Here is a 23896-nt window from a genome sequence, read left to right as displayed (position 1 = left end):
GCTCCGTGAGAGTACCTGGTGAAGGCAGCGGACGCGCGGTGCGGCGGGGCCGTGCGCGGATCCGGGCGTACCTCGCCGGGTTCAGTTCCAGTCGGCGTACGAGGTGAAGCCGCCGGTGTCGGCGAGCTGCCCGTCGGCGCCTTCGAGGTCCTCCGGTAGGAGGCTCCACACGATGAAGTCCGTGCGCAGGTCGGTCCAGGTGCCGTCCTCGGCGCGGACGTGGGCTATGCAGGCGTTGCGCAGTACGCCCTCGCTGATGCAGCCGATCTTCTGGGCGACCTGCTGGGAGGCCGTGTTGTCGGCGGCGGTGCGGATCTCGATGCGCTCGAACTTCTGGTCGCCGAAGAGCCACTGGGCGGTGGCGAGGGCGGCCTCGGAGGCGTAGCCCTCGCCGCGCGCCCAGGGGGCGATGATGTACGACAGCTCGGTGGAGCGGATGTGCCAGTTGGTCTTGCCCAGTTGGACGATGCCGACGAGGCGCTGGGTGAGGAACTCGGTGACGGCGAGGTCCAGGCCGCGGCCGGCGGTGCGCTCGGTGGGCGCGTACTCGGTGATCCAGTGCCGGGCGTCGTCCTCGGTGAACGGCTGGGGGACGTCGGTCCAGGCGCCGATGTGTTCGTCGTTCATCATCTCGGCCAGGGCGGGCACGTCGTCCTCGTCGAGGGGACGCAGCACCAACCGCTCCGTGCTGATGGAGATGTTGGGGAAGGTGCTAGTCATGCGCCGCTCCGTAACCTTCGAAAATCCTTGAGAGAGCATCAGGACCGTCAGGGCCCCGCTGAACTGCCCAGCATGCAGCATGAAACCACTGAACGACACGAGGGGGCCCACCCCGGGTGAGGGAGTGGACCCCGTGCGTGGCGATACGCCGTATACGTGCCGTCGGACGAGCCGTCAGGTTCAGAAGGACGGGATGACCGAGCCCTGGTACTTGTCCTCGATGAACTTCTTGACCTCGGGCGAGGTGAGGAGCTTCGCGAGCTTCTTCACCCGCGGGTCCTTCTCGTTGCCCTTCTTGACCGCGAGGAAGTTGCCGTACGGGTTGTCCTTCGCGGACTCCAGGACGAGGGCCTCCTTCGCGGGCTTGAGGCCCGAGGAGATCGCGTAGTTGCCGTTGACCACTGCCGCGTCCACGTCGTCCAGGGAGCGCGGGGTCTGGGCCGCCTCGACCTCCTTGAACTTGAGGTTCCTGGGGTTCTTGGCGATGTCCTGCGGGGTGGCCTCGGTGCCGACGCCGTCCTTGAGCGTGATGAGCCCGCCCGCGGCGAGCAGCTTCAGCGCGCGGGCCTCGTTGACGGAGTCGTTCGGGACGGCGATGGTCGCACCGCTCTTGAGGGCGTCGGCGCGCTTCACCTTGTGGGAGTAGAGGCCGAGCGGCTCCAGGTGCACCGTGACGACGGGCACGATGTGGGTGCCGCGCTTCTTGTTGAAGTCGTCCAGGTACGGCTGGTTCTGGAAGTAGTTGGCCCCGACCGAGCCGTCGTCGGTCGCCGTGTTCGGCGTGATGTAGTCGGTGAACTCCTTGACCTCGAGGTCGAGGCCCGCCTTCTTCGCCAGGTTCTCCTTGACGAAGTTCAGGATCTCGGCGTGCGGGGTCGGGCTCGCGGCGACGACCAGCGGGCCGCTGTAGTCGGAGGAGCCGGCGGAGTCGTCGCCGGAGCCGCAGGCGGTGAGCCCGAAGGTGAGGGCTCCGACGGCGAGGACGGCGGTGGTGAGCTTGGCGGTGTTACGCACGAAAAGTGCCTTTCCTTAAGGGTGGTGCGACCCCGTGATGGGTGGACGGGGAGTCTTTGGGGGTGCTCAGGCGACCTTGGCGATGTCGGCGGCCTCGGGCTCCTCGGTCTTCAGCAGGCGCAGCTTCGGAGCGGGGCCGGAGCGGGCGCCGCGGTGGTGCAGGGAGCGGGCCGCGTAGTCGCCGGCGAACTGGATGAGGGAGATGACGACGGCGAGGATCGCGACGGTGATCCACATCAGCTCGGTCTCGAAGCGCTGGTAGCCGTAGCGGACGGCGAGGTCGCCGAGGCCGCCGCCGCCGACCGTGCCGGCCATGGCGGAGTAGCCGATCAGGGCGATGATCGTGGTGGTGGTGCTGGCGATCAGCGAGGGCAGGGCCTCGGGGACGAGGACCTTGCGGACGATCGTCCAGGAGTTGCCGCCCATGGCCTGGACGGCCTCGACGAGACCGTTGTCCACTTCGCGGACGGCCGTCTCGACCAGGCGGGCGAAGAACGGGATACCGCCGATGGCGAGCGGCACGATGGCGGCGGTGGTGCCGATCGTCGTTCCGGTGACCCAGCGGGTGAAGCTCATCAGCGCGACCATCAGGATGATGAACGGCATCGACCGGCCGACGTTCACGACCTGGCCGATCACCTTGTTGGCGAGGACGTTCTGCAGCAGGCCGCCCCGGTCGGTGAGGACGAGGAGGACGCCGAGCGGAAGGCCGACGGCGACGGCGATCAGGGTGGACCAGGCCACCATGGTGAACGTCTCGCTACACGCCTGGGACAGCAGCGGCTGCATCGCGGACCAATCAGTCCAGGTCACTTGGCGCCTTCCTTCACCAGCACGGGCTCCTGGCCGACGACGTCGATCTGCAGGCCCTGCTCGCGCAGGAAGCCGATGGGCACCACGTTGTCCTCGTAGCGGCCGGGCAGTTCGATGCGCATGCGGCCGATCTGGAGACCGCCGACGGTGTCGATGGCGGCGCCGAGGATCGAGATGTCGATGTTGTAGGTGCGCGAGAGCTGGGAGATGACCGGCTGGGTGGCGGCCTCGCCGTGGAAGGTGACGTCGAGGACGGTCCGGTCGGCGCCCGTGGCCTCGCCGCCCACCGGGAACAGGGCGGAGGCCAGCTCCGAGCCGGGGGTGGCCAGCAACTCGCTGACCGTGCCGGACTCCACGATCCTGCCCTTCTCCATCAGGGCTGCGGAGTCGCAGACGGACTTCACGACGTCCATCTCGTGCGTGATGAGCAGGACGGTCAGCCCCAGCTGCCGGTTCAGGTCGCGCAGCAGCTGGAGGATGGACCGGGTGGTCTCCGGGTCGAGGGCGCTGGTGGCCTCGTCGGAGAGCAGCACCTTGGGGTCGCCGGCCAGGGCGCGGGCGATGCCGACACGCTGCTTCTGGCCGCCGGATAGCTGGGCGGGGTAGGCCCTGGCCTTGTCGGCCAGGCCGACCAGGTCGAGGAGTTCGAGCGCCTTGCGGGAGCGTTCCCTGCCCGACTTGCCGAGGATCTCCAGCGGCAGCTCGATGTTGTCCTGCACGGTCCGCGAGGAGAGCAGGTTGAAGTGCTGGAAGACCATGCCGATGCGGCTGCGCGCCCGGCGCAGCTCCTTGCCGGCGCGGGGACCCCGGCCGGCGAGCGCGGTGAGGTCCTGTCCGGCGACGCTCACCGTCCCGGATGTCGGACGCTCCAGCAGGTTGACGCAGCGGATGAGCGAGGACTTTCCGGCGCCGGACTGACCGATGACGCCGTAGACCTCGCCTTCGCGGACATGGAGATCGACGCCGTCGAGGGCGGTGACCTCGCGGCCGTGGGAGCGGTGAGCCCGGTAAATCTTCGTCAGGCCCGATGTGGTGATCACAGGGGTTTCCGTCACTGTCGAGTGCGCGGGCGTGGGTGTGCCCGGGCACGGGTGCATGCGTTGCATTCGTTCAGGGACGCGGCACGGTTCTCGCTGAGGCGGTGAACCGGGGAGAACGTCGTGTGCGCGGGGCGGCGTCAGTCACGCAGGCCGGGGGTCCGGCGTGGGACAGGCCACGGCTCTCGCTTCGGGGCGCGAGGCTCAGGTGGTGCAGGGGCCCTCTAGAAAGCACACATTCGGCGCGAACACATACAACGAGCACCGGGCGTCAGGGTCGCCTCGGTCGCAAGGGTGCGGCTGCTCGTCGTGGTCATGCGATCAGTAAACCAGACCTACGGTGCTGACCGGCCGCCACTGTCCGCATGCTGGACGGCGGCGGACAGTTCTCAGTCGCGAACGGAGATCTCCACTCCGGCATCGGTGACCAGTGCGGACAAGGCCGACAGGTCCCTCACCACCAGGTCGGCGTCCAGGTGCTCGGCCCGGTGGGTTGTGGCCAACGCCACGGTGGTCATGCCGGCCGCGCGGCCCGCCTGGAGTCCGGCGGGGGCGTCCTCGAAGACGACGCGGGGGGCCGGGTCCACGCCGAGCTGCCGGGCGGCGAGCAGGTAGGGCTCGGGGTCGGGCTTGCCGCGGGTGATGTCGTCGGCGGCGACGAGCGTCTTGGGCAGGATGCCGACGGCGTCGAGGCGGGCCTCGGCGAGCCGCCGGGTGGCGGAGGTGACGACGGCCCAGCGGTCCGCGGGGACCGAGTCGAGGAAGTCCCGGGTACCCGGCAGGAGCTGCACACCTGCGTCGGGTACGTCCTCCACCTCCAGCTCTTCGACCCGCGCGACGGCCTCGGGCACGAGGCGGGCGGGCAGCAGGCCGGCGACCATCTCGGCCGCGGGCCGCCCGTACGGTCTACGACGGGGTCGGCGGCGTCGGACCATTTCGGCCGTAATAAGGTCACCGCATGCTCAACGCCCTGACGCTGGTGACCGGAGTCGCCGCGCTGCTGCTCGCCGCCTGGTGCGGCTGGGCCGCCTACCGGGACCAGCCCACCAAGGACTGGCACTTCATCGGCATGGCCGTGGTGTCACTGCTGGCCGTGATCCAGCTGGTGGTCGGGATCGTGCAGCTGGCCCGGGGCGAGAAGCCGGATCAGGGCACGACCATCTTCGTGGCGTATCTGCTGGGCGCGTTCGCGTGCGTGCCGGCGGCGGGCTTCATGTCCCTGGCCGAGCGGACGCGCTGGGGCTCGGTGACGGTGGCGGCCGGCGGCGTCGTGCTGGCCGTGCTCGAGGTACGGCTCTACGACATCTGGGGAGGCTGAGATGACGGCGCTCGAGGAGAAGCCGACCCGGTTGACCAGCGGGCCGGGGATGCTGCTCGTCTGGTTCTACGGCGTGATGGTGGTCGGGGCGTTGTCGCGCTCGGCGTACCAGATCGCGACGGACTTTCAGCGGGCGCCGCTCGCCTACTCGTTGTCGGCGGTGGCCGGTGTCGTGTACGGGTTCATCACGTACACGCTGGTCCGTGGCGGCGAGACGGCCCGCAGGGCGGCGCGAGTCTGCTGCGCAGCTGAGCTGGTGGGCGTGCTGGTCGTCGGCACCTGGACGCTCGTGGAGCCCTCGGCGTTTCCCGACGCGACCGTATGGTCCGACTACGGGATGGACTACATCTTCATTCCTGTGCTGCTGCCCTTGTCCGCGCTGTATTGGCTGCGGAAAGTGGAGGCGCAGCAGAGGGCTGCGGCCTGAGGGGCGCCGGCGTCCGCGGGCCGGGCGTGGCTGGCCGCGCTGACGCGGCGGAGCCGCATGCCGATACAGCCCGCGCCCCTTCAGGCACTTGTCACGCCGTGGTCGCGTAAGTACCGGCCGACTTCTCCAGGACGATCATCTCCACGCCGTCGGCGCCCTTGGACCTGCCCACCGCCTGGTAGCCGACCCGGCGGTAGAGGCGCAGGTTGCCCTCGCTGCGGTGGCCGGTGTGGAGGCGGAACATCGTGGCGCCGCGCTGCTCGGACAGGGCCGTCTCCGCCGCGCGCAGCAGACGCGCGCCGATGCCGTGACCCTGGAGGCGCGGATGGACGCAGAGCTTGCCGATCGCGGCGGCGCCGCCCTCGGTCACCTTGCCGCGCACCGCGCCGACCACTTCGTCGCCGAGGCGGGCCACGAAGACGCAGTCGGCGGCGACCTCCTGACGGACCGAGTCGAGACTCTGGACGAGCGGGTCGATGCGGTAGTTGCCGTACAGCGCTGCTTCGCTCTGGAAGCACAGGTACTGGAGCTTGAAGATCTGCTCCGTGTCCTGTTCGGTCGCCACCGAGATGGTCACGCTCATGCCCATGTGCGCATGCCTCCCGCTCACCTGATCGCCTGTCGTCCCTCACTCCTATCCCCGCACTTCGCGGGCCGCAACCTCCGGGGTGAGCAATCGACGCAGACATCCCAGACATCTGGAACGTTCCGGTCCGAGACTGCCCTGTGAGATACCCAACTCCCCCGCGATCTCCCGGTATGTCGGGTCCTTCGGGGAGAGCAGCGCCTCGATGAGCCGGGGGCAGCGGCCGGGCAGCCGGCGGACCGCGTCGCGCAGGGCGCGGTACCGGGCGGCCGCGAGCGCCAGCTGTTCGGGGTCGGGGCGGGTGTCGTCGGCCGGCTCGATGCCGTACGGGCGTTCGAGGCGGGTGGTGCGACGGCTGCGGCGGGCCTCGGCGCGGACGGCCTTGCGCAGCCAGCCCTGCGGGTCGGGCGGCGGCCCGGTGGTCTCCAGGCGCTCCAGGAGGCGGAGCCAGACGGCCTGCTCCAGGTCACCCGGCTCGCCTCCGGACGCATATGCCTCGGCGGAGGCCTCGGCGGCGAGCAGCGGGCGCAGGGTGACCAGCAAGTCGTGCGTCATATGCGGAACGACGCGCCGCCCCGGCGGCAGGTTTCCGGGGCGGCGCGGAGTCACCCCTAAAGGGGTGCGATACGACCCTGGTGTTGACGAGGGCGGCGCGGCTCAGCCGGCCAGGAAGTCGGCGCGGGCCAGCACGCCGGTGTCGGCGTTGTCGGTGAAGACGCCGTCGATGCCGGTGGCGAAGTACGTCCTGAAGACACCGAAGACGTCGCCGTAGGCGTCCGCGGCGCTGCCCTTGCGGTACTCGGCCGGGAGGAAGGGGTTCTCGTTGCGCATGGTGTAGGGGTGCAGGACCAAGCCCACCTTGTGCGCGTCGGCGACCAGCGTGGTCGGCTGGCCCAGGGTGCCGTCGGCGTTCTTCGGGATGATCAGGTCCAGGGTCGGGCCGATGCCCTGCGCGTAGCCGGCGATCTCCCTAAGGCCCTTGGGCGTGATCAGGTCGGCGACCGTGCGCGGGTCGCCCGCCTCGACGAAGTCGTAGGGGCGGCTGGTGGCCGAGGAGAGCAGCACGACGAGCGGGTTGTCCACCAGCTGGTTCAGCTTCTGGATGCTGCTCGGCTCGAAGGACTGCAGGATGACCGGCGAGTTCCGGCTGTCCTTGCCGTACTTGCGCAGCAGCTTCGCCACCCGTTCCTCCAGGGCCAGGCCCAGCTTGCGGAAGTAGGTGGGGTGCTTGGTCTCGGGGTAGATCCAGACCTGCCTGCCGCGCTTGCGGGTCTGCTCGTCCTGCCACTTCAGGACCTCTTCGAACGTGGGGATCTCCCAGCGCCCGTTGTAGAGGGTGTTGTGCGGACGGTTGGCCGGGATGCGCTCGACCGCGCGCAGCGTCTTCAGCTCGGCGAGGGTGAAGTCCTCGGTGAACCAGCCGGTGGTGGGGACGCCGTCCAGGACCTTGGTGGTCTTGCGGTCGGCGAACTCGGGGTGCGAGGCGACATTCGTGGTGCCGCCGATCTCCGGCTCGTGGCGGCAGACGAGATGTCCGTCCTTGGTGGGCACCAGGTCGCCCGCCTCGACGACGTCGGCGCCGAGGTCGAGGGCCAGGTTGTACGAGCCGAAGGTGTGCTCGGGACGGTAGCCGGCGGCGCCCCGGTGGCCGATGATCGTCGGCACCGGCAGGCTCTTCAGCCCGCGCCCGCCGTACCCGGCCGTCCGGGCGTCGGCCGCTCGGGCGGTTCCTGGCAGCCCGAGGACCGCTCCACCCGCGCCGAACACCGCTGCGCCGAGGAGCGCCCGCCGTCCCGTGCCTTGCGTCTGCTCGTTCGTCCGGTCGCTGTCCATGAGCGCCCTCCCGCCGTCCTGCCGCTTCGATGCGCGCCGATCGTAGGGGCGTACACATGACCGACGGGAGACCTCGGTTCGAACACACGGGTGACGCCGTCTGTCGTGTGCGAGACGAGACATGACGGTCCGTCGGACCCGGCTGCGCGCGTTCCGCGCGACCTGCGTCACACTGTCGTCGTACGTCACTGACGGACACCAGGACGTCACCGCAGGTAAACCAGTGTCAACAGTGCGTAAGACCTCGGTGAACCGGCCGCACCCGATGTGCGCATCCCCCGGGGCCGCGAGTAATGTCCTCACCTGCACAGACACATATCGCTTCCCTCGGCATCGGAGGACCCGTTGTCCCGCTTCGCGTTCATCAAGGCAGTGCTCGGACCGATCATGCGCCTGATGTTCCGCCCACAGGTGGAGGGCGCGGAGCACATCCCCGGAGACGGGCCGGTCATCCTGGCCGGCAACCACCTGACCTTCATCGACTCGCTGGTGCTGCCGCTGGTCACCAAGCGACAGGTGTACATCATCGGCAAGGACGAGTACGTCACCGGCAGGAGCCTCAAGGGCCGGCTGATGGCGTGGTTCTTCACCGGTGTCGGCATGATCCCGGTCGACCGGGACGGAGCCAACGGTGGCGTCGCCGCGCTCATGACCGGTCGGCGGATCCTGGAGGAGGGGAAGGTCTTCGGGATCTACCCCGAGGGGACGCGGTCGCCCGACGGCCGGCTGTACCGGGGGCGCACCGGTATCGCGCGACTGACGCTGATGACCGGTGCGCCGGTGGTTCCGTTCGCGATGATCGGCACGGACAAGTTGCAGCCGGGTGGAGCGGGGATGCCGCGGCCCGGTAAGGTCACCGTTCGCTTCGGCGAGGCGATGGAGTTCTCGCGGTACGAGGGGATGGACCGGGACCGGTATGTGCTGCGGGCTGTGACCGATTCCGTGATGGCTGAGGTCATGCGACTGTCCGGGCAGGAGTACGTGGACATGTACGCCACGAAGGCCAAGGCCGCGTAGGGCCACTGGCGGTTCGGCCGGTTTTCAAGTGCGGGTGCGTGGGGGCCGGTCGCGCCCACGCGGCGGAGCCGCACATCGATACAGCCCCGCGCCCCAAGGGAGTTCCGCCTACCCTGCGCTTTCCAGTTTCTGCCCCCTCAGCAGGAACCATGCCGCCGCCGCCGTTGCCAGCAGGACTGCCGCTCCTGCGGCGGAGGCGATCTGCAGTCCCTGGACGAAAGAGCTGCTTGCCGCGTCCAGGAGAGACTCCGCCGTGTGCGGAGGCATCGTCGTCGATGCCTCCACCGCCGCTCCCAGTGACTCGTGGGCCGCAGCCGGGGTTCCGGCCGGGCCCGCGAAGCCGCGGTAGACGCCGGTCACGATCGAGCCGAGCAGGGCGATGCCGAGGGCCGCGCCCAGTTCGTACGCCGTCTCGGAGACCGCGGAGGCGGCGCCCGCCTGGTCCTTGGGCACGCTGGAGAGGATCACGTCGGCCGTCACCGTGAAGGAGAAGCCGGCGCCGATACCGACGACCAGGAGCGCGGCACCGAGGACCGGGTAGCCCGTCGACCGGCCCACGGTCGTGAGGACGGCGAGGGCGACGCCCACGGCGGCGAGTCCGCCCGAGACCACGGCCCGGACCGAGAAGCGGCGGGCCGCGCGGCCCGCGATCAGGCCGGCCGCCACCGCGCCTACGGCGGCGGGCAGTTCGGCCAGGCCCGCCTCGAAGGGGCTCCTGCCCTGGACCAGTTGCAGGAACTGGGAGAGGAAGAACACCAGGCCGGACATGCCCAGTACGGTCAGCAGGTCGGCAAGGACGGCTCCGCTGAAGCCGCGGCGCCGGAACAGACGCATGTCCAGCAGCGGGGTCGGCATGGTGAGCTGGCGGTGCACGAAGCCGTAGAGGGCCGACGCGCCCAGCAGGGCCGCGGCGAGCGTGGGCCCGGTGAGGCCGTGGGTGGCCGCCTCCTTGACCGCGTACACCAGGCCGATCATGCCGACCAGCGACAGGACGACGCTGATCAGGTCCCAGGGGCCGGGGTTCGGGTTGCGGGACTCGGGCAGCGAGCGGATGCCGACGAGTACCAGGACCGCCATCACCGGCAGGTTGATCAGGAAGACCGAGCCCCACCAGAAGTGCTCGAGGAGGAAGCCGCCCACGATGGGGCCCACAGCCGTACCGGCGGAGGCGGTGGCGCCCCAGATACCGACGGCGAGGCTGCGCTCGCGCGGGTCGTGGAAGAGGTTGCGGATCAGGGCGAGGGTGGCGGGCATCAGGGTCGCGCCGGCGACACCGAGCAGGGCCCGCGCAAGGATCAGGAGTCCGGGCGTGGTCGCGTACGCGTTCAGGACGGATATCGCGCCGAACGCCGTTGCGCCGACCAGCAGGATCCGCTTGCGGCCGATGCGGTCGCCGAGGCTGCCCATGGAGACCAGTAGACCGGCGATGACGAAGGAGTAGACGTCACCGATCCACAGGAGCTGGGTGCCGGAGGGGTTGAGGTCTTCGCTGATGTAGGGGGTCGCGAGGCCGAGGACGGTGGCGTCGACGGCCACCAGCAGCACGGCCAGGACGAGGACGCAGAGCGCGAGCCAGCGGCCCGGGCGCTTCTCCACCTCCGCCGCGCGCGCCGGCTGCACGGTGCTGGTCATGATTCCTCTCTTCTCAGTGCGCCGCCGAGCAGCAGCTCGACGATCATGTGGGTGAAGTCCCTGGGGGCGACGCGGCCTTCCGCGACCGCCCAGGCACCGGAGGCCAGCAGGCCGTACAGCGCCTCGGTGAGCCAGGCCGGGGTGAGGTCGATACGGAACTCGCCGCTCTCCTGGCCGCGCCGGAACAGAGCCGTGACGCGTTCGTCGATGCGGGCCCAGCCCTGGTTCTGCTCCTCGCCCTCGAACAGCTGGTTCTCGGTGTAGAGGAAGGCGAGCAGAGCGGCCGAGGGTTCGAACGCCCGGACCAGGCGGTGCACGGCCTCACCCGCGGAATCCTCGTCCAGGCGGGCCGTGTCCAGGGCCGCCTCGCACTCCGCGATGCCGAGCGCCTCCAGCGCCCGTACGAGTGCGTCGCGCCCGGCGAAGTGGCGGTGCAGCGTGGCCCGGCTGATCCCGGCGGCCTTGGCGACCTCGTCCATGGTCGCCGTGGACTTACGGGTCAGCAGGGCGGCTGCGCTGCGCAGCACGTGGTCACGATCCAGGGCCATGAGACAACCATAACCCAAGTGAGACATCTTTGTCTCATCATAGGTATGCCTGACTCGTAGCCGCTGGTCAGCAGAGGTGATCGGTCAGTGCCAGGGCAGTTGTCCGCGCCGCTCCCAGTAGGTGCCCGGGGCCTCCACCAGCGTGGCGAGGCGGGTCAACTGGTCCACGTCCAGGTCCACGACGGGCGCGTGGAGGTTGGAGGCGAGCTGGGTGACGGTCGCGGCACCGGAGAGGACGACACCCGCCCAGGGCTGGCGCAGGATCAGGGCGAGGGCGACGGCGTCGCAGCCGAGGTCGGTCTCCTCGGCCACGGCCTTCAGCGCGTCCGGGGCGCTCTGTGCGGCGAGGCGGCCGTTGGCCATGCCCTCCTTGACGATCACGGTGAGTCCCGCGTCGTGCGCCTCGGCGAGCGCGGGTCCGGCCGAGGTCTCGAGGGCGTTGTACGTCGACTGGACGGTACGGAAGAGGGGCTCGCCCTCGACCCGCACGGCGAGGGCGGCGCGGATCGCGTCGGCCTGGGCGGGGCCGCTGGTGGAGAAGCCGATGGTCAGGCCCCCGGCCGCGGCCTCGGCGAGTTCGGCGTGGAGTTCCTTGTCGGTGAGGGCCGGGCTGTCCGGGGTCACCGAGTGGATCTGGTAGAGGTCGAGCCGGTCGCCGAGCAGCGCGTCGGTCTCGGCGCGCTGGCGCTCGTACGTCGCCAGGCTGTGGTCCTTCACTTCGTGCTGCTCGGCGTCGGTGGACCAGCCGGCGGTGTAGGTGTAGCCCCACTTGCTGCCGACGACCACGTCGTCGATGTCCGGGCGGGCGTTCAGCCAGTCGGCGAGGAACTCCTCGGAGCGGCCGTAGGAGCGGGCGACGTCGAAGTAGCGCACGCCCTGGGCGTAGGCGGCGTCGAGCAGGTCATGGGTGCGGTCGCGCAGGGCGTCGACGCTGCGGACCTGCGGGAGGTCCTCCTCGCGGCCCAGGTTGATGTAGCCAGGGCGGCCGACGGCGGCAAGGCCGAGGCCGATGTGTGCGGTGGGCGTGGTCGCGTGGGCCAGGCGACTGAAGGGCATGGCGACTCCCTGCACGATCGGCGGAGGAGATCCCGCACCAGGAGGGGGGATCTCGCACCAATCTACCCAGCCCCGTGGGGTTCAGCCCGCCCTAGACGCAGCGCGGCACGAAGGTGGGGTCGGCCGGTCCGTCGTGCTCCAGGGCATTGAACACCCACTGCTCGACCAGCGGCGACTTGGGCGCCTGGTCGTGTTCGGTGGTGTCGAGCGGACAGCGGTCCTGAAGGAGGACGTTGGTCACGTACGAGTCCGGGCCTTTGAGGAAGGCGCTGGTGTACGGCACCACGACCTCGTCGTACTTGGTGGCGATCGCCGTGTAGTCGGGGCCCACCGGGGTCTCCGGGTCGGAGTTGAGCTGCTGCAGGAAGTCCGAACCGGCGGTCTGGTCGACGCAGGAGGGGCAGACGGTGGCGCCGGCCGCGAGGGCGAGCGGGTTGGTGGTGCCGTGGTTGGAGGGCACGATGCCCACGAGGTCGTCGACCTTGGTCGCGCCGCCGAGGTACTTGACGTAGTAGCGGGGCATCATGCCGCCCTGACTGTGGCCGACGATGTCGACCTTCTTCGCGCCGGTCGCACCGAGCACGGCGTTCACGAAGTCCCGCAGTTCGGCCGCCGAGTCCGGGATCGGGGCGGTCTCCAGGTCGCCGTACTCGAAGGAGAAGACGCAGTAACCGGCGTTCGCCAGCGCGGGCGACAGGGTCAGCCAGTTCTCGTACGAGGTCTTGAAGGTGCCGTTCACCAGGACCACGGGCTGCGGGTGGGCGGAGTCCGGCTTGCAGGACCAGTCGTTGGCGCCGGGCGGCGGGGTGTCGGCGGCGCTCGCGGGGGCCGTGAGGCCGAGGGCGCACAGCGCCGCTACGGCGGTGACGGCGAGAAGGCGGGCCGTTCGTTTTGTACGTCGTGCGCGCATGACGTCCCTTTCATGCTCGGCTGCGATCGACCGGCGTTCGGCATTGCCGACCGGGTAACCGGAATGCTTACCTCCAAGTAAGGGCAAGTCAAGGTTTCGGCCAGTGGCCGAATTCCATCCGTTACCGAGCGGTCCGGACTGCAGGCAGGGCCCGGACGCGATGTCCGGGCCCTGCTGTCTGCTGCGGTCCGGCCGTCAGGCCTGCTTGGCCGTCGCCCACCCGTGCTGTGCCGCCACGTCCGCCTTGACCTCGGTGAGCTGGACGGCGACCGCGCTGGGTGCCGTACCGCCGCGGCCGTTGCGGGAGGCGAGGGCGCCGGGGACGTTGAGGACCGTGCGGACCTCGGGGGTCAGGTGGGCGGAGATCTTCGCGAACTGCTCGTCGGACAGCTCGTCCAGTTCCTTGCCCTCGGCCTCCGCGACCTTCACGCACTCCCCCGCGACCTCGTGGGCCACGCGGAACGGCACGCCCTGCTTGACCAGCCACTCGGCGATGTCGGTGGCGAGCGAGAAGCCGGCCGGGGCCAGCTCCTCCATGCGCTCGCGGTTGACCGTGAGCGTGGCGATCATGCCGGTGAAGGCGGGCAGCAGGACCTCCAGCTGGTCGCAGGAGTCGAAGACCGGCTCCTTGTCCTCCTGGAGGTCGCGGTTGTAGGCGAGCGGCAGGGCCTTGAGCGTGGCCATGAGACCGGTCAGGTTGCCGATCAGGCGGCCCGACTTGCCACGCGCCAGCTCCGCGATGTCCGGGTTCTTCTTCTGCGGCATGATCGACGAGCCCGTGGAGAACGCGTCGTGCAGGGTCACGAAGGAGAACTCCTTCGTGTTCCAGATGATGATCTCCTCGGAGATCCGGGAGAGGTTCACGCCGATCATCGCGGTGATGAAGGCGAACTCGGCGACGAAGTCACGGGAGGCCGTGCCGTCGATGGAGTTGCCGACACTGCCGTGCTCGAAGCCGAGGTCCTCGGCGACCGCCTCCGGGTCCAGGCCGAGCGAGGAGCCCGCGAGGGCGCCGGAGCCGTACGGCGACACGGCCGTCCGCTCGTCCCACTGGCGCAGCCGCTCGGCGTCCCGGGAGAGGGACTGGACGTGGGCCAGGACGTGGTGGGCGAAGAGCACCGGCTGGGCGTGCTGGAGGTGGGTACGGCCCGGCATGGCCACGTCCGGGTGGGCCTCGGCGAGGCCGATCAGCGCGTCCTGGAGTTCGGCGATCAGGCCGCCGATGATCCGGGCGTGGTCCCGCAGGTACATGCGGAAGAGGGTGGCGATCTGGTCGTTGCGGGAACGGCCGGCGCGCAGCTTGCCGCCGAGGTCGGGGCCGAGCCGCTCCAGCAGGCCCCGCTCCAGGGCGGTGTGGACGTCCTCGTCGGCGATCGTGCCCACGAAGGAGCCGTTCGCGACGTCCGCCTCCAGCTGGTCGAGCCCGGCGATCATGCGGGTCACCTCGTCCTCGGAGAGCAGCCCCGCCTTGTGCAGCACGCGCGCGTGGGCGCGTGAACCGGCGATGTCGTAGGGCGCGAGCCGCCAGTCGAAGTGGACGGACGCGGACAGCTTGGCCAGGGCTTCGGCGGGACCGTCGGCGAAACGGGCGCCCCAGAGCCGTACGTCACCGCTGTTGCTGCTCACTTGCGCTGCTCCTAGAGAAGGTGTGGATGTCCGAACCGTACTCGGGCCAGGCCGGCGTCAGGCTCCGCCTGCGAGATCACGCCGTGCCGCGATCTTCGACGACAGGCTGTAGATGTCGATGAAGCCCTTGGCCGCCGCCTGGTCGAAGGTGTCGCCGGTGTCGTAGGTGGCGAGGTTGAAGTCGTACAGCGACGAGTCCGAGCGCCGGCCCGTGACGACCGCGCGACCGCCGTGCAGGGTCATCCGGATGTCGCCGGAGACGTGCTGGTTGGCCTCGTTGATGAAGCCTTCCAGGGCGCGCTTGAGCGGGGAGAACCACTGGCCGTCGTAGACCAGTTCGCCCCAGCGCTGCTCGACCTGCCGCTTGTAGCGGGCCAGCTCACGCTCGACGGTGACGCTCTCCAGCTCCTGGTGGGCGGTGATCAGGGCGATCGCGCCGGGAGCCTCGTACACCTCGCGGGACTTGATGCCCACGAGCCGGTCCTCGACCATGTCGATCCGGCCGATGCCCTGGGCACCGGCGCGCTCGTTGAGCTGCTGGACGGCCTGCAGGACGGTGACGGGCTTGCCGTCGACGGCGACCGGGACGCCCTCCTTGAAGGTGATGATCACCTCGTCGGCCTCGCGGGCCACGGCCGGGTTCTGCGTGTACTCGTAGATGTCCTCGATCGGCGCGTTCCAGATGTCCTCCAGGAAGCCCGTCTCGACCGCGCGCCCGAAGACGTTCTGGTCGATGGAGTACGGGGACTTCTTGGTGGTGGCGATCGGGAGCCGCTTCTCCTCGCAGAAGGCGATCGCCTTGTCGCGGGTCATCGCGTAGTCGCGGACGGGGGCGATGCACTTCAGGTCGGGGGCGAGGGCGACGATGCCGGCTTCGAAGCGGACCTGGTCGTTGCCCTTGCCGGTGCAGCCGTGGGCGACCGTGGTGGCGCCGTGCTTCTTGGCGGCGGCGACGAGGTGCTTGACGATCGTCGGCCGGGAGAGGGCCGAGACCAGCGGGTAGCGGTCCATGTAGAGGGCGTTGGCCTTGATCGCCGGGAGGCAGTACTCCTCGGCGAACTCGTCCTTGGCGTCCGCGACCTCGGCCTCGACAGCACCGCAGGCGAGGGCGCGCTTGCGGATGACGTCCAGGTCCTCGCCGCCCTGGCCGACGTCCACCGCGACGGCGATGACCTCGGCGCCCGTCTCCTCGGCGATCCAGCCGATCGCGACGGAGGTGTCCAGACCGCCCGAATAGGCGAGTACGACGCGCTCGGTCACGGGTTTCTCCTCACACTGCACTTGCTGACATGCATGATTATGCAGAGCTCTGCATGATTCGTCAATTCTCGGGTCGACTGAACAACAGCAACCGCTTTCTCGTACTTCCCACCGAACGCTGGCGCCGCGTTGATCACAACCCACTCCTGACCCAAGTGAGGCAGTCGCATGTCCAGGGCACTTCCGAAGTACAACAAGCGTCGCGTGGCGATCATCGGCGGCGCTGCCGCCGTGGTGCTCTCCGGCGCGGTCATCGCAGGTTCGGCCCTCGCCGGGGAGTCGTCCAAGCACGGCACCACCCAGAGCGCGCGCACCCTGGCGGACCCGGGCACCATCACCTGCCCCGACGTGAAGTCGAAGCTGCCCGCGATTCCGGCCTCCGCCCAGGCCGAGGTCGACCGCAACCTCGCCCTCCTCCAGACCCAGATCCAGGAGGCCGACACGCGACTGAAGAACACCGTGGGCCAGGGCGGGCCGAACTTCGTCAACAACGCGATCCTCGGCCCCCTCAAGGACAAGCGGGTCTCCACCATCGACCGCATCGCCATCGCCATCGGCCGCAAGGGGACCAAGCCGGCCGGCCTGGACGCGCTGGCGCCCTGCGCCCTGAACGCGGGCGGGGCCCAGAGCGGTGGTGCGAACGCGGGCGGCGGCCAGGCGTCCGCCGCCGCGGCCCCGAACACCGCGGCGAACCAGCAGTCGGGCGGCGGGGCCGCGGCGGGCGGGAGCACTGCGGCGGGCACGATCACCTGCCCGGACGTGGCCTCCAAGCTGCCGGCCGTCCCGGCTTCCGCGAAGGCCGAGGTCGACCGCAACCTGGCCCTGCTGCAGACCCAGATCCAGGAGGCCGACACGCGACTGAAGAACACCGTGGGCCAGGGCGGGCCGAACTTCGTCAACAACGCGATCCTCGGCCCCCTCAAGGACAAGCGGGTCTCCACCATCGACCGCATCGCCATCGCCATCGGCCGCAAGGGGACCAAGCCGGCCGGCCTGGACGCGCTGGCCGCCTGCACGCTCACCAAGTGAGGTGACAGGCCGCCGCGGCCGCCCCGTTGGACAGCGCCGGCCGGGGCGGCCGCGGCGGAGCCGGCCGAGCGGACCCGGCCGAGCCGATCCGGCAATTCCTTAGACGAACGAACGACTTCCGTAGATAATCGTTAGACATGGGAAAGATCTATGAGCGCATAGACGGACGGCTCCGGACGTTCATCGAGGAGCAGCCCCTCTTTTTCACGGCGACCGCGCCGCTCTCCGGCGACGGCACGGTCAACCTCTCCCCCAAGGGCCTCAAGGGCTCGTTCGTGGTGCTGGACGAACTCACCGTGGCGTATCTCGACTTCGCCGGGTCCAACGCCGAGACCGTCGCGCACCTGCGGGAGAACGGCCGGATCACCCTCATGTGGTGCGCCTTCCAGGGCCCGCCGAACATCGTGCGGGTGCACGGCCGGGGCGAGGCGGTCTTCCGGGACGACCCGCGCTTCAAGGAACTGGTCACCCACTTCCCGGACATCGACCCGAGCCTGCACGGGCTGCGCGCGGTCATCGTCGTCCACGCCGAACTGGTGCGGGACAGCTGCGGATACGCCGTCCCCCACATGACCTACGAGGAGGACCGCGACCTGCACGCCAAGCGCTTCGCCCGCGAGGACGACGACTCGCTGAGCGCCTACTTCACCAAGAAGGAGCACATCGCGACGAGCCTGGACGGACTACCCGGGCTGCCGTTGCCGCTCCCGCCGTCTACCGTCTGAGTCATGCGCCCCAGTGTCGTCGCCCTCGTGTCCGCGTCCGTCTGCGTGCTCGGCTTCGTGCCCGGGCCGGGGCCGGTGCCGTTGCCCTCGCAGATGGCGGACAGCGGGGGCGGCACCCAGCTGATCACCGCTCAGGCGCCGGACACCGACGCGACGTCCGGTACGGTCACGTGGTGGGACCTGCGGGACGGGCAGTGGGTCCAGGCCGGGTCCGCGCCTGCGCGGTTCGGGGCGAAGGGGCTGGTGGAGGGACAGTCGCGGAAGCAGGGGACGAACACCACGCCGACCGGGCTGTACCGCCTTCCGTTCGCCTTCGGCATCAAGGCGGCGCCGAGCGGGACGCGGGTCGAGTACCGGGCGGTGAAGGAGAGTTCCTGGTGGTGCCAGGACGCCGACTCCACCTCCTACAACCGCTGGGTGGATCCGCTTCCGGCCGACTGCCGCGCCTCGGAGTCGGAGCAGCTCAGCTCCTACGGGTCGCAGTACGCGTACGGGCTTGTCATCGGGTTCAACTACGACGGGCCGGTGCGAGGGCGGGGGGCCGGGATCTTTCTGCACGTCAACGGGAAGGCGGCCACCGCCGGTTGCGTGTCCGTACCCGAGGATGCGATGCAGCGGATCCTGAAGTGGGCGGACCCCGGCAGGCAACCGCATGTCGCGATCGGCACCACGGACGGCGCCACGGCCATCACCCGTTACTGACCTCGCCCAGGGGCAGCCTTACGGTGAACGTCGTCGCCCCCGGCCTGCTCTCCAGCCCGACGCTTCCCCCGTGCGCCTCCACCACCGCCGCCACGATCGACAGGCCCAGGCCCGCGCCGCCGCCGGGGGCGTCCTGGCGGCGGCGGTGCTCCGCGCGGGTGAAGCGCTCGAAGACACCTGGCTGAACTTCCTTGGGGACGCCGGGGCCGTCGTCGTGCACCGAGAGGTGGGCCGAGCCGTCCTCGGTTTCCAGGGTCACCGTCACCTTCGTGCCAACGGGTGTGTGCACACGCGCGTTGGCCAACAGGTTGGCCAACACCTGTTGCAGGCGGTGGGTGTCGCCCGTGACCGTGACCGGCTCCTCCGGCAGGTCCAGGGTCCAGCGGTGGTCGGGGCCGGCGGCCCGGGCGTCCGTCACCGCGTCCAGGACCAGGTGGGTCAGGTCGACGGGGCGACGCTCCAGCGGGCGGCCCGCGTCGAGGCGGGCCAGCAGGAGCAGGTCGTCGACCATCTCTCCCATGCGGGAGGACTCGGCGGCGATGCGCTCCAGGGCGCGGGTCACCTCCGGCGGGACCGGCCCCGGGTGCAGGAGGGCCAGCTCGGCGTGGCCGCGGACCGAGGCGACCGGGGTGCGCAGCTCGTGGCTGGCGTCGGCGGCGAAGCGGCGCAGCCGCTCCTCGCTGGCGTGGCGTTTGGTCAGGGCGCCCTCGACGTGGCCCAGCATGCGGTTGAAGGCGGCCGCCACCCGGCCGACCTCGCTGCGGGAGTCGGGTTCCGGGGCCCGCGGCGGCAGGGCCACCTCGCCGCTGGCGAGCGGCAGTTCGCTGACCCGGGTGGCGGTCGCCGCGACCCTGCTCAGCGGGCGCAGCGACCAGCGGACCCAGAAGGCCCCGGCCACGCCGGTCGCCACCAGGGCGAGGCCGAAGACGATGCCGGCCACCAGTTCCAGGCGGTGGACGGCGGCCTCGACCGGCTCCAGCGGCAGGCCGACCATCAGGACGTCTCCGTCCCGTCCCGAAACGGCGACGACCCGGTAGTCCTCCAGGACGGAGAGGTCGACGGTGTGGGGTCTGCCGTCGACCGGTACGGCCGCCAGCCGCCTCCGGTCCCCGGCGGTGAGGTCCACGTTCAGTTCCGTGGACGGGTCGCCGGAGCGGATGAGGCCCTGGTTGGTGACCTGGCCGTTCAGCAGGCGGGCGCCGAAGGTGCCGGTGGCCAGGCGGCGGGTGTCGCCGTGCTCGTCGCCGTCGTGGTCGTCGGGCACGCGGCCGGGGTGCTCCAGGCTCTCCGGGAACCGGGTGCCGACCTGGGTGAGCTGTTCGTCGAGGCGCTGGGTGAGGAAGCCGTTCAGCTCGACGACCGCGGCGAGTCCCACGGCCGCGCAGCTCACCGCGAGCAGGACCACCAGAGCGAAGGTGAGCCGGGCGCGCAGGGTGCGCGGGCGGGGCAGGTCTCGTACGGACCTCACTGGGACACCGGCTTCAGGACGTAGCCCGCGCCGCGGACCGTGTGGATCATGGGTTCGCGGCCCGCGTCCACCTTCTTGCGCAGGTAGGAGATGTACAGCTCGACCACATGGGCCCGGCCGCCGAAGTCGTAGGACCACACCCGGTCGAGGATCTGGGTCTTGCTCAGCACCCGGCGCGGGTTGCGCATCAGGAAGCGGAGGAGTTCGAACTCGGTCGGCGAGAGTTCGATCAGCTCGCCGTTCCGGGTCACCTCGCGGGCCTCCTCGTCCATGACCAGGTCGCCCACGGTCAGCCGCGGCCCCTCCTCCAGCTGGCGGGCCATGCCTGCGCGGCGCAGCAGTCCGCGCAGCCGGGCGACGACCTCCTCCAGGCTGAAGGGCTTGGTGACGTAGTCGTCGCCGCCCGCCGTGATGCCGGCGATGCGGTCCTCGACCGCGTCCCGGGCGGTGAGAAAGAGCACACAGACGTCCGGTTTCACCTCGTGCAGGCGGCGCAGCACCGCGAAGCCGTCGGTGTCCGGGAGCATCACGTCCAGGACGACGGCGTCGGGCAGCAGCTCGCGCGCGGCGGTGACCGCGGAGGCGCCGTCACCGGCCGCGCGCACCTCCCAGCCCTCGTAGCGCAGGGCGCCGGTGAGCACCTCCGCGAGGTCGGGGTCGTCGTCGACGACGAGGACGCGCAGCGGGGTGCCGTCGGGTCGGGTGAGGGCCGGGCGGCCGGACCGGGTGGTGTTCATCGCGTTTACCAGCATCGCTCGTGCGCGGGGAACCCGTCTGCCCGGGCGGCTCTGAGTTTCCTCTGAGTCAGTGGGGTGCGGCGCCCGCTCAGAGGTCCCTCAGAGCTTCGGACCGCACAGTGGCCTGGCAGGACGGACGAAGGGACGACGTATTCATGACCACCGTGGATGCGGGGCGGGCGGCCCCGCCCCGGCCCCTGACCGCACGGCGCTCCCCCGCGGGGCCCGTGCTGGCCGTGCTGTGGGCGGGAGCGGCAGCCGTGGTCGCGCTCTGGTGGGCGGACACGGGCGCCGTGGTCGGTGCGGCGGGTTGGCTGACCGGGGCAGGGCGGATCGCCGGACTTCTGTGCGGGTACGCCTGCGCGGTGCTGGTCGGCCTGATGGCGCGGGTGCCGCTGCTGGAGGTGCGGATCGGCTCCGACCGGGTGGCCCGCTGGCACGCGATGGCCGGCCGGTACACCGTCTGTCTGCTCGTCGCGCACGTCGTGCTGATCCTGGCCGGGTACGCCGCCCAGGACCGGGCCTCCCTGTGGCACGAGGCGGTCACCGTGGTACTGGACTACCCGGAGATGCTCAAGGCCACCGCCGGCACGGTGATCCTCTTCGCGGTCGGCGTCACCTCGGCGCGCGCCGTGCGCCGCCGCACCAGCTACGAATTCTGGTACTACGTCCACCTCCTCACCTACGCGGCCGTCTTCCTCTCCTTCGGGCACCAGCTGGCGCTGGGCGAGGAATTCAACGGCAAGCCGGTGGCCACCGCCTTCTGGTACGCGCTGTACCTCGGGGTGGCGGCCCTGGTGCTGTGGTTCCGCGTCCTCGCCCCGGTCCGCCTCAACCGGCGGCACCAGCTGCGTGTGGAGGCAGTGCACAAGGAGGCGCCGGGCGTGTACTCGGTGATCGTACGCGGGCGGCACCTGGACGAGCTGGGCGCGCGGCCGGGGCAGTTCTTCCGCTGGCGGTTCCTCGGCGAGGGCATGGGCTGGACGTCGACGCCGTACTCCCTGTCGGCGCCGCCGCGCCCGGACCAGTTGCGGATCACGGTCAAGGCGCTCGGCGACCACAGCGCGGCCGTCCCGCTGCTGCGGCCGGGCACCCGGGTGTGGGCGGAGGGCCCGTACGGCTCCCTGACCGCCGACCGCGCCACCCGGCAGCGGTCCCTGCTGATCGCGGCCGGTGTCGGCATCACCCCGCTGCGGGCGCTGTTCGAGACGCTGCCCGGCGAGGTCACCCTGCTCTACCGGGCGCGCGGCGCCGAGGACCTGGCGCTCCGCAGCGAGCTGGAGGCGATCGCCCGCTGGCGGGGCGCGCAGGTGCTGTACGCGCTCAACGGGCCGCGCGGGGAGCGGCCGAACATCACGGCTCAGTCGCTGCGCGCGGCCTTCCCCGGGCTGGCGGGCCACGACGTGTACATCTGCGGCCCGCACGGCTTCGCCCAGGACGTGTACGGCGCCCTGCGGACGGCCGGGGTCCCGGACCGTCGTATCCACCACGAGTCCTTCGAACTGTGAGAGCTGTGAGGCCCGCGTGCACGCGTTGAACAAGAACCGCCCGCTCCGCCGCATCGTGCTGGCGAGTGCCGCCACTGTCTCCGGGATGGTGCTGCTGCTCTCGATGAAGCCGCACACGAGCCCCACGCTGGCGACGGCGAGCACCAAGTCACCCACGACGTCGAGCAGTTCGAGCCAGAGGTCCGGTTCCACCTCGGGGAAGAAGACGGTCACCGGCGACACCGTCCAGACCCGGTGGGGCCCGGTCCGGGTGCGGGTGACGATCAAGAGTGGCAAGCTCACGAACGTGACGGCCGTCAGCTACCCGAAGGACAACCCGCGCGACCAGGAGATCAACGGCTACGCCCTGCCGCAGCTGCGGCGCGAGGCGCTGGCCGCCCAGAGCGCGCAGATCGACACGGTCTCGGGAGCCACGTACACCAGCGAGGGTTACCGCCAGTCACTCCAGTCCGCCCTCGACTCCGCGGGCCTCTGAACACTCAGCGCATGCGACACGTATCTGTGGGCCAAGGGTCAAGTCCCCACGGAGGAACCGTGACCACCACGCTCGCAGGCGGACGTGCCGCCCGCCGCCAGACGATGCGCCGCATCCGCCCGCGCCGCTCACCGGCCGTACCGCTGCTGCTCGCGGTCTGGGCCGGTGCGGCGGCCGTGCTGTGGCTCTGGTGGCACAACACACCGTCCATCGCCGACGACAACAGCAGGATCCTGAACGCGGGCCGCATCACCGGCCTGCTGGCCGGCTACCTGATGGCGCTGGTCGTGCTGCAGATGGCGCGCGTACCGGCGCTCGAACGGCGCGTCGGCTCCGACCGGGTGGCCCGCTGGCACGCGATGAGCGGCCGCTACACGCTCTGCCTGATCGTCGCGCACGTCTTCCTCACCATGTGGGGGTACGCGCTCCAGGCCGGCAAGTCGCTCGGCGACATCGTCCAGCAGACCATCGACTCCATCAACCAGCTGCCGGACATGGGCAAGGCCGGCATCGGCACGGGCCTGTTCGTGGTCATCGGCCTGACGTCGGTCGGCCCGATCCGGCGCCGGCTGCCGTACGACGCCTGGTACCACGTCCACCTGCTGACGTACGCGGCCGTGTTCCTGACGTTCTGGCACCAGATCACCACCGGCAACGACTTCGCGGTCGAGCCGTCCGCCAAGACCTTCTGGTACGGGCTCTACGGCACCGTCACCGCGCTGGTGATCTGGTACCGGATCCTCACCCCGATCCGGCTGAACCTCCGTCACCGCATGCGGGTGGAAGCGGTGATCGAGGAGACGCCGGGCATCGTGTCCGTGCTGATCGGCGGCCGGAAGCTGCACCGGATGGGCGCGGAGGCGGGCCAGTTCTTCCGCTGGCGGTTCCTCGCGCCCGGGATGCGGTTCAGCTCGCACCCGTATTCGCTGTCGGCGGCGCCCCGCCCCGACATGCTGCGGATCACGGTGAAGGCGATCGGTGACCACAGCGCCCGGCTGCGCGAACTCACGCCCGGCACCCCGGTGTGGGCGGAGGGCCCGTACGGCGCGCTCACCGCCCAGCGGCGCAGCAAGGGCAAGGTGCTGCTGGTCGCGGGCGGGGTCGGCATCACGCCGATGCGGGCGCTGTTCGAGACGCTGCCCGGCGCGGCCGGTGACATCACCCTGCTCTACCGGGCCAACACCACCCAGGACCTGGCCCTGTGGGACGAGCTGGCCGCGATCGCCGACGAGCGCGGCGCCCGGCTGATGTACGCGGTCAACAGCCCCGAGGGCGAGCGGCCGGACATCTCGGCGGAGAACCTCCAGCGGAAGATCCCGGACATCGATCACCACGATGTCTTCATGTGCGGCCCGCCCGGGTTCGCGCAGTCGGTGTACGAGGCACTGCGCGGCGCGGGAGTCCCCGCGCGCCGTATCCACCACGAGTCGTTCGAGATGTGAGCGGGAGCTGCGA

24 protein-coding genes and 1 pseudogene are annotated in these 23896 nt (G+C 70.5%); 9 read left to right on the top strand and 16 right to left on the bottom strand.

The window, feature by feature from the left end; genetic code table 11:
- Positions 1-81: 81 nt before the first annotated feature.
- The 5 genes and pseudogenes from ACWC5O_RS29995 to ACWC5O_RS29975 form a co-directional block, all read right to left on the bottom strand.
- Positions 82-720, bottom strand: coding sequence for a GNAT family N-acetyltransferase (locus ACWC5O_RS29995; RefSeq protein ID WP_450584200.1), 639 nt, complete (start codon positions 718-720; stop codon positions 82-84).
- A 180-nt stretch (positions 721-900) separates the two neighbouring features.
- Positions 901-1734 carry a MetQ/NlpA family ABC transporter substrate-binding protein gene (locus ACWC5O_RS29990; RefSeq protein WP_450584201.1) on the bottom strand — a complete coding sequence of 278 codons (834 nt, stop codon included), beginning with the start codon at positions 1732-1734 and terminating at the stop codon, positions 901-903.
- Between the two features lie 66 nt (positions 1735-1800).
- Positions 1801-2523, bottom strand: coding sequence for a methionine ABC transporter permease (locus ACWC5O_RS29985; RefSeq protein WP_450584641.1), 723 nt, complete (start codon positions 2521-2523; stop codon positions 1801-1803).
- A 20-nt stretch (positions 2524-2543) separates the two neighbouring features.
- A complete protein-coding gene (locus tag ACWC5O_RS29980) occupies positions 2544-3644 on the bottom strand; it encodes a methionine ABC transporter ATP-binding protein (RefSeq protein ID WP_450584203.1) in 1101 nt (366 codons plus the stop codon).
- A gap of 329 nt (positions 3645-3973) precedes the next feature.
- Positions 3974-4486: pseudogene (locus ACWC5O_RS29975) on the bottom strand (HAD-IA family hydrolase); the annotation flags it as partial.
- A 56-nt stretch (positions 4487-4542) separates the two neighbouring features.
- Here ACWC5O_RS29975 and ACWC5O_RS29970 point away from each other — a divergent pair.
- Both ACWC5O_RS29970 and ACWC5O_RS29965 read left to right on the top strand, forming a co-directional pair.
- Complete coding sequence (locus tag ACWC5O_RS29970) at positions 4543-4902, top strand: hypothetical protein (RefSeq protein ID WP_450584206.1); 360 nt, start codon at positions 4543-4545, stop codon at positions 4900-4902.
- Between the two features lies 1 nt (position 4903).
- Positions 4904-5329: a hypothetical protein gene (locus ACWC5O_RS29965; RefSeq protein WP_450584208.1), complete on the top strand. Its 426-nt coding sequence runs from the start codon at positions 4904-4906 to the stop codon at positions 5327-5329.
- A 91-nt stretch (positions 5330-5420) separates the two neighbouring features.
- Here the strand turns inward: ACWC5O_RS29965 and ACWC5O_RS29960 are convergent, their stop codons facing one another.
- From ACWC5O_RS29960 to ACWC5O_RS29950, 3 genes are all read right to left on the bottom strand, one after another.
- Positions 5421-5918, bottom strand: coding sequence for a GNAT family N-acetyltransferase (locus tag ACWC5O_RS29960; RefSeq protein WP_450584210.1), 498 nt, complete (start codon positions 5916-5918; stop codon positions 5421-5423).
- 45 nt (positions 5919-5963) lie between these two features.
- Complete coding sequence (locus tag ACWC5O_RS29955; protein ID WP_450584212.1) at positions 5964-6470, bottom strand: RNA polymerase sigma factor; 507 nt, start codon at positions 6468-6470, stop codon at positions 5964-5966.
- Positions 6471-6572: 102 nt separating this feature from the next.
- A complete protein-coding gene (locus ACWC5O_RS29950) occupies positions 6573-7748 on the bottom strand; it encodes a glycerophosphodiester phosphodiesterase (RefSeq protein ID WP_450584213.1) in 1176 nt (391 codons plus the stop codon).
- 345 nt (positions 7749-8093) lie between these two features.
- On the opposite strand from ACWC5O_RS29950, the gene ACWC5O_RS29945 reads away from it, so the two are divergent.
- Positions 8094-8765, top strand: coding sequence for a lysophospholipid acyltransferase family protein (locus ACWC5O_RS29945; RefSeq protein ID WP_450584215.1), 672 nt, complete (start codon positions 8094-8096; stop codon positions 8763-8765).
- Between the two features lie 108 nt (positions 8766-8873).
- Here ACWC5O_RS29945 and ACWC5O_RS29940 read toward each other — a convergent pair whose 3' ends face one another.
- The 6 genes from ACWC5O_RS29940 to ACWC5O_RS29915 form a co-directional block, all read right to left on the bottom strand.
- Positions 8874-10397, bottom strand: coding sequence for an MFS transporter (locus tag ACWC5O_RS29940; protein WP_450584216.1), 1524 nt, complete (start codon positions 10395-10397; stop codon positions 8874-8876).
- Entirely contained in the window at positions 10394-10945 is a 552-nt protein-coding gene (locus ACWC5O_RS29935) for a TetR/AcrR family transcriptional regulator (protein ID WP_450584218.1), read from the bottom strand. The genes ACWC5O_RS29940 and ACWC5O_RS29935 overlap by 4 nt, the downstream gene beginning before the upstream one ends.
- 84 nt (positions 10946-11029) lie before the next feature.
- Positions 11030-12001, bottom strand: coding sequence for an aldo/keto reductase (locus ACWC5O_RS29930; protein WP_450584220.1), 972 nt, complete (start codon positions 11999-12001; stop codon positions 11030-11032).
- Between the two features lie 91 nt (positions 12002-12092).
- Positions 12093-12911: an alpha/beta fold hydrolase gene (locus ACWC5O_RS29925; protein ID WP_450584222.1), complete on the bottom strand. Its 819-nt coding sequence runs from the start codon at positions 12909-12911 to the stop codon at positions 12093-12095.
- A 195-nt stretch (positions 12912-13106) separates the two neighbouring features.
- Entirely contained in the window at positions 13107-14537 is a 1431-nt protein-coding gene (gene argH / locus ACWC5O_RS29920; protein WP_450584224.1) for an argininosuccinate lyase, read from the bottom strand.
- 57 nt (positions 14538-14594) lie between these two features.
- Positions 14595-15797, bottom strand: a complete 1203-nt coding sequence (locus tag ACWC5O_RS29915; protein ID WP_450584226.1) for an argininosuccinate synthase — start codon at positions 15795-15797, stop codon at positions 14595-14597.
- 168 nt (positions 15798-15965) lie between these two features.
- On the opposite strand from ACWC5O_RS29915, the gene ACWC5O_RS29910 reads away from it, so the two are divergent.
- The 3 genes from ACWC5O_RS29910 (at position 15966) to ACWC5O_RS29900 (ending at position 18253) form a co-directional block, all read left to right on the top strand.
- Positions 15966-16826: a hypothetical protein gene (locus ACWC5O_RS29910; RefSeq protein WP_450584228.1), complete on the top strand. Its 861-nt coding sequence runs from the start codon at positions 15966-15968 to the stop codon at positions 16824-16826.
- 137 nt (positions 16827-16963) lie between these two features.
- Complete coding sequence (locus ACWC5O_RS29905; protein ID WP_450584230.1) at positions 16964-17551, top strand: pyridoxamine 5'-phosphate oxidase family protein; 588 nt, start codon at positions 16964-16966, stop codon at positions 17549-17551.
- Between the two features lie 3 nt (positions 17552-17554).
- A complete protein-coding gene (locus ACWC5O_RS29900; RefSeq protein ID WP_450584232.1) occupies positions 17555-18253 on the top strand; it encodes a L,D-transpeptidase family protein in 699 nt (232 codons plus the stop codon).
- Here the strand turns inward: ACWC5O_RS29900 and ACWC5O_RS29895 are convergent.
- Positions 18240-19721, bottom strand: a complete 1482-nt coding sequence (locus tag ACWC5O_RS29895) for a sensor histidine kinase (protein ID WP_450584233.1) — start codon at positions 19719-19721, stop codon at positions 18240-18242. The genes ACWC5O_RS29900 and ACWC5O_RS29895 overlap by 14 nt on opposite strands.
- Positions 19718-20458, bottom strand: a complete 741-nt coding sequence (locus tag ACWC5O_RS29890; protein WP_450584235.1) for a response regulator transcription factor — start codon at positions 20456-20458, stop codon at positions 19718-19720. Before ACWC5O_RS29890 ends, ACWC5O_RS29895 begins: the two co-directional genes overlap by 4 nt.
- A 155-nt stretch (positions 20459-20613) precedes the next feature.
- Between ACWC5O_RS29890 and ACWC5O_RS29885 the strand changes: the two genes are divergently transcribed.
- The 3 genes from ACWC5O_RS29885 to ACWC5O_RS29875 are packed head-to-tail and all read left to right on the top strand — an operon-like array spanning position 20614 to position 23883.
- Positions 20614-21966 (top strand): ferredoxin reductase family protein, encoded by a 1353-nt coding sequence (locus tag ACWC5O_RS29885; RefSeq protein WP_450584237.1) that lies wholly within the window; start codon positions 20614-20616, stop codon positions 21964-21966.
- 16 nt (positions 21967-21982) lie between these two features.
- Entirely contained in the window at positions 21983-22441 is a 459-nt protein-coding gene (locus ACWC5O_RS29880) for an FMN-binding protein (RefSeq protein WP_450584239.1), read from the top strand.
- A 59-nt stretch (positions 22442-22500) separates the two neighbouring features.
- Positions 22501-23883: a ferredoxin reductase family protein gene (locus ACWC5O_RS29875; protein ID WP_450584241.1), complete on the top strand. Its 1383-nt coding sequence runs from the start codon at positions 22501-22503 to the stop codon at positions 23881-23883.
- Positions 23884-23896 lie beyond the last annotated feature (13 nt).

This window comes from Streptomyces sp. NPDC001450, from assembly GCF_053597295.1.
Note: the sequence above shows the minus strand (reverse complement) of the source record. Positions and strands in the feature narration are given on the sequence as shown.